At 71.6% G+C, this 8690-nt stretch carries 7 protein-coding genes and 1 pseudogene; all 8 read left to right on the top strand.

Annotated elements, in window-relative coordinates; translation table 11 throughout:
- Nucleotides 1-1312 (top strand): annotated as a pseudogene (locus E1165_RS15270) (DNA polymerase III subunit gamma and tau); the annotation flags it as partial.
- Between the two features lie 108 nt (nt 1313-1420).
- On the top strand, nt 1421-1729 hold the full coding sequence (locus E1165_RS15265; RefSeq protein ID WP_243704788.1) for a YbaB/EbfC family nucleoid-associated protein: 309 nt from the start codon (nt 1421-1423) through the stop codon (nt 1727-1729).
- A 7-nt stretch (nt 1730-1736) separates the two neighbouring features.
- Nucleotides 1737-2330, top strand: coding sequence for a recombination mediator RecR (recR, locus tag E1165_RS15260; RefSeq protein ID WP_132342725.1), 594 nt, complete (start codon nt 1737-1739; stop codon nt 2328-2330).
- 277 nt (nt 2331-2607) lie between these two features.
- Nucleotides 2608-4266 carry an ABC transporter substrate-binding protein gene (locus E1165_RS15255; RefSeq protein ID WP_132391955.1) on the top strand — a complete coding sequence of 553 codons (1659 nt, stop codon included), beginning with the start codon at nt 2608-2610 and terminating at the stop codon, nt 4264-4266.
- 84 nt (nt 4267-4350) lie between these two features.
- Nucleotides 4351-5355, top strand: a complete 1005-nt coding sequence (locus E1165_RS15250) for an ABC transporter permease (RefSeq protein WP_132391953.1) — start codon at nt 4351-4353, stop codon at nt 5353-5355.
- Nucleotides 5352-6314: an ABC transporter permease gene (locus tag E1165_RS15245; protein WP_132391951.1), complete on the top strand. Its 963-nt coding sequence runs from the start codon at nt 5352-5354 to the stop codon at nt 6312-6314. Before E1165_RS15250 ends, E1165_RS15245 begins: the two co-directional genes overlap by 4 nt.
- A gap of 122 nt (nt 6315-6436) precedes the next feature.
- Nucleotides 6437-7552, top strand: a complete 1116-nt coding sequence (locus E1165_RS15240; protein ID WP_132391949.1) for an ABC transporter ATP-binding protein — start codon at nt 6437-6439, stop codon at nt 7550-7552.
- Nucleotides 7549-8652, top strand: a complete 1104-nt coding sequence (locus E1165_RS15235) for an ABC transporter ATP-binding protein (RefSeq protein WP_132391947.1) — start codon at nt 7549-7551, stop codon at nt 8650-8652. Before E1165_RS15240 ends, E1165_RS15235 begins: the two co-directional genes overlap by 4 nt.
- Nucleotides 8653-8690: the final 38 nt, after the last annotated feature.

The raw sequence follows: 8690 nt of genomic DNA, 5'->3' as shown, positions 1-8690 counted from the left end.
GCCCCACCCGGAGACCGCCGGCACGCCGGCTGCCGCCGCCCCCTCCGGGCTGGCCGCCGCGCGCGCGGCGGCTGCCGGATCCCGTCCCGTGTCGGGCGTCGACCCGTCCCCGGGCGGATCCGCCCCGGCGGCCGACGCTCCTGTCCGCCGTGGCGTGCCGGCGTCGGCGGTGCTGCCCGACCCGGCCACCCCGGAGCCGCCCCGGCCGGGTTCGGCCGCGCCGGGCGCGTTGGACGCCGTCGCGGTACGCCGGGTCTGGCCGGACGTGGTCGGCAAGGTCAACCGGAGCAACAAGCGGATCGCCGCGCTGATGCGGGACGCCGTCGTCCGTGACCTGGACGGCGACGCGCTGGTCCTGACGGTGAAGTCGTCGGTGCTGGCCAAGATGATGTCCGATCACGCCCACGTGCTGACCGACGCGCTCTACGAGGAACTCGGCGGTCGGTGGCAGATCCGCTGTGAGGTGGCCGGCGAGCGGGGCGGGGTGTCGCCGGGCGGGCCGTCCCGCCCAACGTCCCAGGCCCGGCCGGTCGACTCCGCCACGGGCGGGAACGGGGGGACAGGTCCGGGCGGTGCGGCGGGTTCGGGAGGGGCGACAGGTTCCCCGGTCGGCGGCGCTGGCGTCTCCGGTACGGGTCCGGTGGGCCCCGGTGCCGCCGCGTCGGGTCACCCGACCGGCTCCGGTGGCGCGCCGGCGTCTCCCGCCGGCGGCTCGGGTGCCCCGGGTGGCCACGGCGTCGGTCCCGGTGACCGGTCCGCCGGTGCCGGCGGCGTCGTCGACGACGGGGAGTGGCCCGAGCCGGCCCGCCCCGGCGGCGGGGACGACTGGCCGGAGGCGGCCCGGCCGGGCGCTGCCGTTGGCCTGGCGGTGGCCGGCGACCGGCCGGAGGCGGTCCCGTCGGGTGCTGCCACGGCCGCCGCGGCGGCGGACGTACCGAAGCCGGTGGCACCGGCGACGGCACCGCAGCAGGCGTCCGGCGCCCCGGTGAGCAGCGCGATCGCGGCGGCCCGCGCGGCTGCCGCGGCGGCGGGCGCCAACAAGGGGCAGCGGCCCGCGCAGGCGGCGCGACGGACCGCCGAAGCGGACTGGGCCGGCGAGCCGCCGTACGACCCGGACTACGACGGGCCGCTGCGTGGCGGCGGACGTCCCGAGCCGGCGGCCCCGGCGTACGAGGGGTTCGACCCGGGTGACGAGCCGCTGGACGACGTGATCGACGAGCGGACCGCCCGGCAGTCGAGCGAGGAGCAGGCGGTGGCGCTGCTGCGGGAGGCGTTCGGCGCCGAGCGGATCGACGAGGTCGACGCGCGCTGAGCGCGTGCCGGTCGACGAGGACGGGCGCCGCCGCCCGGCTAGGCTGGGCGCGGCCGAGGAGACGAGTGCGAGAAGGAGCCATCCGTGCGCCCAGGTGGACAGCCGAACATGCAGCAGATGCTGAAGCAGGCGCAGAAGATGCAGCAGGAGATCGCCAAGGCCCAGGCCGAGCTGGCCGAGGCGGAGTTGACCGGCACCGCCGGCGGTGGCCTGGTCACCGCGACCGTCTCCGGCGCCGGTGAGATCAAGGCCATCAGGATCGATCCGAAGGCGGTCGACCCGGAGGACGTCGAGACCCTGGAGGACCTGGTTCTCGCCGCCCTGCACAACGCCGCCGAGGCGGCCCGGGAGCTGACCGAGAAGAAGATGGGCCCGGTCGCGGGCGGCATGGGCGGCCTCGGCCTGCCCGGGTTCTGAGCCGCAGATGTACGAGGGCGCCATCCAGGATCTGATTGACGAGCTGGGCCGTCTGCCGGGTGTGGGCCCGAAGAGCGCCCAGCGGATCGCGTTCCACGTCCTGTCGGCCGATCCGGCCGACGTGAACCGGCTGGCCGGCGCGCTGCGCAAGGTCAAGGATCTGGTCCGGTTCTGCACCACCTGTTACAACGTCGCCGAGTCCGAGCAGTGCCGGATCTGCCGGGACCCGCGCCGCACCGACGAGGTGCTCTGTGTGGTCGAGGAGCCGAAGGACGTGGTGGCGATCGAGCGGACCGGTGAGTTCCGTGGTCGCTACCACGTGCTCGGTGGCGCGATCAATCCGCTGGAGGGGATCGGGCCGGACAACCTTCGGGTCCGTGAACTGATGACGCGGCTCGGCGGCGGGGCGGTCCGGGAGCTGATCCTGGCCACCGACCCGAACACCGAGGGGGAGGCGACCGCGACGTACCTGGCCCTGATGGTGAAGCCGATGGGGATCGCGGTGACGAGGCTCGCCAGCGGCCTGCCGGTCGGCGGCGACCTGGAGTACGCCGACGAGATCACCCTCGGCCGGGCCTTCGAGGGGCGGCGCGCGGTGTGAGCCCGCCCCTCCCCCCATACAGGATGGAGCCGTACGCGATCTGACACTTGGAGGCCGCAACGGAGCCGGCGACGTAACAGTTTGGCATCGCACTTTCGAATCAGCCGTCGAACAGGGGTTGCAGCCTTCGATTCGACGGTTCCTTCGTGGCTGGGACACGATCCGATACCAACCCGCCAACCGCCGGTTTCCCGAGTGTCCACGCGGGGGCTATGGTCACCGCCATCGGTGACCACGTCACCACATTGACGTACCCCCAAGGACGAGGTGAAGCACCATGCGTGCACCCAGGCCGAAGGCCGCCATCGCGGCCGTCGCGGTCGCGGCCCTCGCGGTAGCAGGCTGCGCCGAGAGCAACCGTGACGACAGCAGCGGCAGCAAGAAGGACACCCTCGTGTTCGGCGTAGCCGGAGACCCGAAGGTGCTCGACCCGAGCTTCGCCAGCGACGGTGAGTCGCTGCGCGTGGCACGCCAGGTCTTCGAGACGCTGGTCCGTCCGGAGGAGGGCGGCACCAAGGTCACCCCCGGCCTGGCCGAGTCCTGGACCCCGGACGCCGCCGGCACCACGTGGACCTTCAAGCTCCGCTCCGGCGTGAAGTTCCACGACGGCACCGACTTCAACGCCGAGGCCGTCTGCGTCAACTTCAACCGCTGGTACAACGCCAAGGGCCTCATGCAGAGCCCGGACGTGACCGCGTACTGGCAGGACGTCATGGGCGGCTTCGCGCAGAACGAGAACGCCGAGCTGCCGCCGAGCCTCTTCAAGTCCTGCACGGCCAAGGACGCCACCACCGTGGACCTGTCCTTCACCCGGGTGTCCAGCAAGATCCCGGCCGCGCTGATGCTGCCGTCGTTCGCCATTCACAGCCCGAAGGCGCTGCAGCAGTACGACGCCAGCAACGTGGGCGGCACCGCCGAGGACATCAAGTACCCGTCGTACGCGATGGAGCACCCGACCGGCACCGGCCCGTTCAAGTTCAAGTCCTGGGACGTCGCCAACAAGACGCTGACCATCGAGCGCAACGACGACTACCACGGCGACAAGGCCAAGCTGAAGACCATCATCTTCAAGACCATCTCGGATGAGAACGCGCGCAAGCAGGCGCTGCGTTCCGGCGACATCCAGGGGTACGACCTGGTCGGCCCGGCCGACGTCGAGCCGCTGAAGGGCGAGGGCTTCAACGTCCTCACCCGCCCGGCGTTCAACGTGCTCTACCTGGCGATCAACCAGAAGGGCAACCCGAAGCTGGCCGACCTCAAGGTCCGGCAGGCCATCGCGCACGCGCTGAACCGGCAGGCGCTGGTCGACTCGAAGCTGCCCCCGGGCGCCAAGGTCGCGGTGAACTTCATGCCGGACACGGTCGAGGGCTGGAACGGCGACGTCACCAAGTACGACTACAACCCGGAGAAGGCCAAGCAGTTGCTGGCCGAGGCCGGAGCGTCGAACCTGACCCTGCGGTTCCACTACCCGACCGAGGTCACCCGGCCGTACATGCCGAACCCGAAGGACCTCTTCGAGCTGCTCTCGGCGGACCTCAAGGCGGTCGGCATCAACGTCCAGGCCATCCCGCTGAAGTGGAGCCCGGACTACCTCAACGCGACCACCTCCGGCAGCAAGCACGACCTGCACTTCCTCGGCTGGACCGGTGACTACGGCGACGCCTACAACTTCATCGGCACCTTCTTCGACCGGCCGAAGGACGAGTGGGGCTACACCAACCAGGCACTGTTCGCCCAGTTCAAGGACGCGGACGCCACCGCCGACCCGGCGGCCCGGGTGGAGAAGTACAAGGCCCTCAACAAGGCCATCATGGACTTCCTGCCCGGTGTGCCGATCTCGCACTCGCCGCCGGCGATCGTGTTCGGCAAGGACGTGACCGGTATCAAGGCCAGCCCGCTCACCGACGAGCGGTACGCCACCGCCGAGTTCAAGTAGTCCTGACCTGAGGCAAGGAACGCGGGCGGGCGTCGTGCACACGGCGTCCGCCCGCACCCCTCCGCACCCCCCTTCGAGGCCGCCGTGTTCCGGTTCATCGTCAGACGCCTGCTCCAGCTGATACCGACGCTGTTCGGGCTCTCCCTCCTGCTGTTCATCTGGCTCCGTCGGCTGCCCGGCGGTCCGGAGACCGCGATTCTCGGTGAGCGCGGCACCCCCGAGATGCGCGCCGCGATCCGCCGCAACATGGGCCTCGACGAGCCGATCCTGGTGCAGTACGCGCGGTTCGTGCGGCGGCTGATCCGCCTGGACCTGGGCACCTCGACCGCCACCAAGCGTCCGGTGGTGACTGAGTTCCTGGAACGCTTCCCCGGCACCGTCGAGCTGACGGTCATGGCTCTGGTGCTCGCCATCGGCGTCGGTATCCCGCTGGGGTACCTGGCCGCCCGGCGCCGTGGCCGGCTGCTGGACCACCTCTCGGTCGGCGGCTCGCTGATCGGCATCTGCATCCCGGTCTTCTTCCTGGCCTACGTCTTCAAGGCGATCTTCTCGGAGAACCTCGGCTGGTTCCCCTCCTCCGGCCGGCAGGACCCCACCATCGACGCCACCCGGATCACCAACTTCTTCGTCTTCGACGGCCTGCTCACCCGCGAGTGGGACGCCGCGGCCGACGCGCTGTGGCACCTGGTGCTCCCCGGCCTCACGCTGGCCAGCATCCCGCTCGCCATCATCGTGCGGATCACCCGGGCGAGCGTGCTGGAGGTGCTCAACGAGGACTTCGTCCGCACGGCCGAAGCGAAGGGCCTGACCGAGTCGACGGTGCGCCGTCGGCACGTGCTGCGCAACGCGATGCTTCCGGTGGTCACCTCGATCGGCCTGCTCACCGGTGGTCTGCTCTCCGGCGCGGTGCTCACCGAGACGGTCTTCGGCTTCACCGGCATCGGGGCCTTCGTCGCGGACGCGATCAGCCAACGGGACTACCCGGTGCTGATGGGCTTCATCCTGATCATCGCGGTGGTGTACGTGCTGGTGAACCTCCTGGTCGACCTCTCCTACAGCCTGATCGACCCGAGGGTGAGGGTCCGATGACGATCGCGCCGGGCAAGAAGAAGCAGAAGATCGACCGGCTCGCCGAGCTGGCCGCCCGGGACGACGAGCGGGGCGTGAGCCTCTGGCGGGAGGCGTTCCGCCGGCTGCGGCGCAACCCGGCGGCGATCGTCGGCGCGGCCATCCTGGCGGTCTTCGTGATCGTGGCGGTCGTGGGGCCGTTCCTCGCGCCCTACAGCCCGAGCGACACCATCGGCATCCGAGAGGGGCTGATCCGGCCCGGTGTCATCCCCGGCGCCGACGGCGACCACTGGCTCGGCTACGACCACCAGGGCCGGGACGAGTTCAGCCGGCTGATCGTCGGGGCCCGGCAGACCCTGCTGGTCGGGGTGGTCTCCACGCTGATCGGCCTGGCCGTCGGCGCGTTGATCGGTGGCGTGGCGGGGGCCGCGGCCGGTCTGGGCGGCCGGTGGGGCCGCTGGTTGGACAGCACCCTGATGCGGTTCATCGACATGATGCTGGCCATGCCGAGCCTGCTGCTGGCGGTGAGCATCGCCGCTCTGCTCGGGGCGAGCCTGACCACCGTGATGATCGCGGTCGGCGTGGTGTCCGTACCGGTCTTCGCCCGGCTGCTGCGCGGCTCGATGATCTCCCAGGCCAACAGCGACTACGTGCTGGCGGCCACCTCGCTGGGCGTGCGGAAGCCGAAGATCGCGCTGACCCACGTGGTGCCGAACTCGCTGGCCCCGGTGATCGTGCAGGCCACCCTCACCCTGGCCACCGCGATCATCGAGGCCGCCGCGCTCTCCTTCCTCGGCCTCGGCAACCCGGACACCTCCGTACCGGAGTGGGGCGTGATGCTCGCCGAGGCGCAGCAGTACCTCGACATCCGGCCGGGACTCGCGGTGTACCCGGCGCTCGCCATCATCGTCACGGCGCTCGGGTTCACCCTGCTCGGTGAGGCGATGCGTGAGGCCCTCGACCCGAAGCTGCGGAAGTAGGTCGGTATGTGTGAAGCGCGAGGAGTGAGCTTGCGAGCCCCGCAGTCGCGAACGAGGGGTCTGCGGTGTGAAGCGCGAGGAGTGAGCTTGCGAGCCCCGCAGTCGCGAACGGAGGGCCGGTAATGGCACTGCTCGAAGTGGACGACCTCTCCGTCACCTTCACCCGCCGCGGCCAGCGGCCGGTGCGAGCCGTCGACGGGGTGTCGTTCTCCGTCGACGCGGGCGAGGTGGTGGGCCTGGTCGGTGAGTCCGGCTGCGGCAAGAGCGTCACGTCGCTGGCCATCATGGGTCTGCTGCCCAGGCAGCCCGGCCTGCGGATCGGCGGCAAGGCGGTCTTCGACGGCACCGACCTGCTCCAACTCGACGACCGGTCCCGCCGGGACATCCGTGGCCGGGACGTGGCGATGGTCTTCCAGGATCCGCTCTCCTCGTTGAACCCGGTGATCCCGATCGGCCTACAGGTCACCGAGGTGCTCACCCGGCACCGGGGGATGAAGGGCGCGGAGGCCGGGAGGGAGGCCGCGCGGCTGCTCGACCGGGTCGGCATCCCCGACCCGAAGCGGCGCCTGAAGGAGTACCCGCACCAGCTCTCCGGCGGTATGCGGCAGCGCGCCCTGATCGCCATGGCGGTGGCCTGCAAGCCCCGGCTGCTGATCGCCGACGAGCCGACCACCGCGCTGGACGTCACCATCCAGGCGCAGATCCTGGAGCTGCTCAAGGAACTGGTCCGGGACTCCGGCACCGCCCTCGTCATGATCACGCACGACCTGGGCGTGGTGGCCGGCCTGTGCGACACCATCAACGTGCTCTACGCCGGACGGGTGGTGGAGACGGCCCGCCGTCGTCCGCTGTTCCGGCAGCCCCGGCACCCGTACACGGTGGGGTTGCTCGGTTCGGTGCCGCGACTGGACGCGGGCCGTGGGGAACGGCTGAACCCGATCCCCGGCTCGGTACGGGACGTGCTGCCCTGGCCGGACGGCTGCGCCTTCGCCCCCCGCTGCTCCCGCCGGGTCGACGAGTGCGTCGGCGAGCCGCCGGAGATGGTGCTCACCCACGACGGCCGCGGCTACCGATGCGTCAACCCCGCGCCGCTGCCCGGCGTGACGCCGGCGGCGGACGTGCGGGCCACGGCACCGACGGCGGCCGAGCCGGGACCGGTGCCGGCGCAGGCCGTGCCGGACGACCCACCGCCGGCGCCGGGCCTCGGCCCCGCCCCGCACGAGGAGGAGCAGCCGTGACCGACACCGACATCCTCGTCGAGGTCCGTGACCTGAAGGTGCACTTCCCGATCACCCGGGGGGTGATCTTCGACCGTACGGTCGGCCACGTGAAGGCGGTCGACGGCGTCGACCTGCGTATCCCGCGCGGCAAGACGTACGGCCTGGTGGGCGAGTCGGGCTGCGGCAAGTCGACGCTCGGCAGGGCGCTGCTCCAGCTCACCCCGCCCACCGCCGGCCAGGTCGTCTTCGACGGGGTCGAGCTGACGACGCTGCCGGCCGGCCGGCTACGCACCATGCGACGCCGAATGCAGATGATCTTCCAGGATCCGATGTCGAGCCTCGACCCCCGGCAGAACGTCGAGTCGATCCTCACCGAGGGGTTGCAGACCCACGGCATCGGCACCGACCGGAACGACCGGCGGCGGATCATCGGGGAGACCCTGGACGCGGTGGGGCTGCCCCGCTGGGCGCTCTCCCGCTACCCGCACGAGTTCTCCGGCGGGCAGCGGCAGCGCATCGGCATCGCCCGGGCGCTGGTGCTCGGCCCGGAGCTGATCGTCGCCGACGAGCCGGTCTCCGCGCTCGACGTGTCGATCCAGGCCCAGGTGGTCAACCTGCTCGACGAGTTGCAGGACAGCCTCGGCCTCACCTATCTGGTGATCGCGCACGACCTCGCCGTGGTCCGGCACATCTCCGACGTGGTCGGTGTGATGTACCTGGGCGCGCTGGTGGAGGAGGCGCCGAGCGACCGGCTGTACCGCGAGCCGCTGCACCCGTACACCCGGGCGTTGATGTCGGCGGTGCCGGTGCCCGACCCCGACGTGGAGGACCGGCGGGAGCGCATCCTGCTCGCCGGTGACCTGCCCTCCCCGGCGAACCCGCCGTCGGGTTGCCGGTTCCACACCCGATGCCCGTGGGCGCAGCCCACCCGCTGCGCCGACGAGCGCCCGGCGCTGCGGCCGGTCGGCGCCAGCCGGGTCGCCTGCCACTGGGCCGAGCAGATCGCCGGTGGTGAGCTGCGCCCGCACGCGGTCAGCGCCGAGGTTGTCCGCCCCGAGGGTGAGGGTGAGGCACCGGGCGTGGTCTCCGCGCCCAGCGAACCCGGCTCGTACGTCTGACCGGCGCCGGCCGGGTGTGGCGCCCCACGCTGTGCCGT

It is taken from the genome of Micromonospora sp. KC723, from assembly GCF_004348595.1.
In the GTDB taxonomy this organism is placed as follows: domain Bacteria; phylum Actinomycetota; class Actinomycetes; order Mycobacteriales; family Micromonosporaceae; genus Micromonospora.
Note: the sequence above shows the minus strand (reverse complement) of the source record. Positions and strands in the feature narration are given on the sequence as shown.

Bases quoted from the DNA above. Each gene is read 5' to 3' on its own strand.
- recR (WP_132342725.1), top strand. From the start codon at position 1,737: ATGTACGAGGGCGCCATCCAGGATCTGATTGACGAGCTGGGCCGTCTG.
- E1165_RS15255 (WP_132391955.1), top strand. From the start codon at position 2,608: ATGCGTGCACCCAGGCCGAAGGCCGCCATCGCGGCCGTCGCGGTCGCG.
- E1165_RS15265 (WP_243704788.1), top strand. From the start codon at position 1,421: ATGCAGCAGATGCTGAAGCAGGCGCAGAAGATGCAGCAGGAGATCGCC.
- E1165_RS15245 (WP_132391951.1), top strand. From the start codon at position 5,352: ATGACGATCGCGCCGGGCAAGAAGAAGCAGAAGATCGACCGGCTCGCC.
- E1165_RS15240 (WP_132391949.1), top strand. From the start codon at position 6,437: ATGGCACTGCTCGAAGTGGACGACCTCTCCGTCACCTTCACCCGCCGC.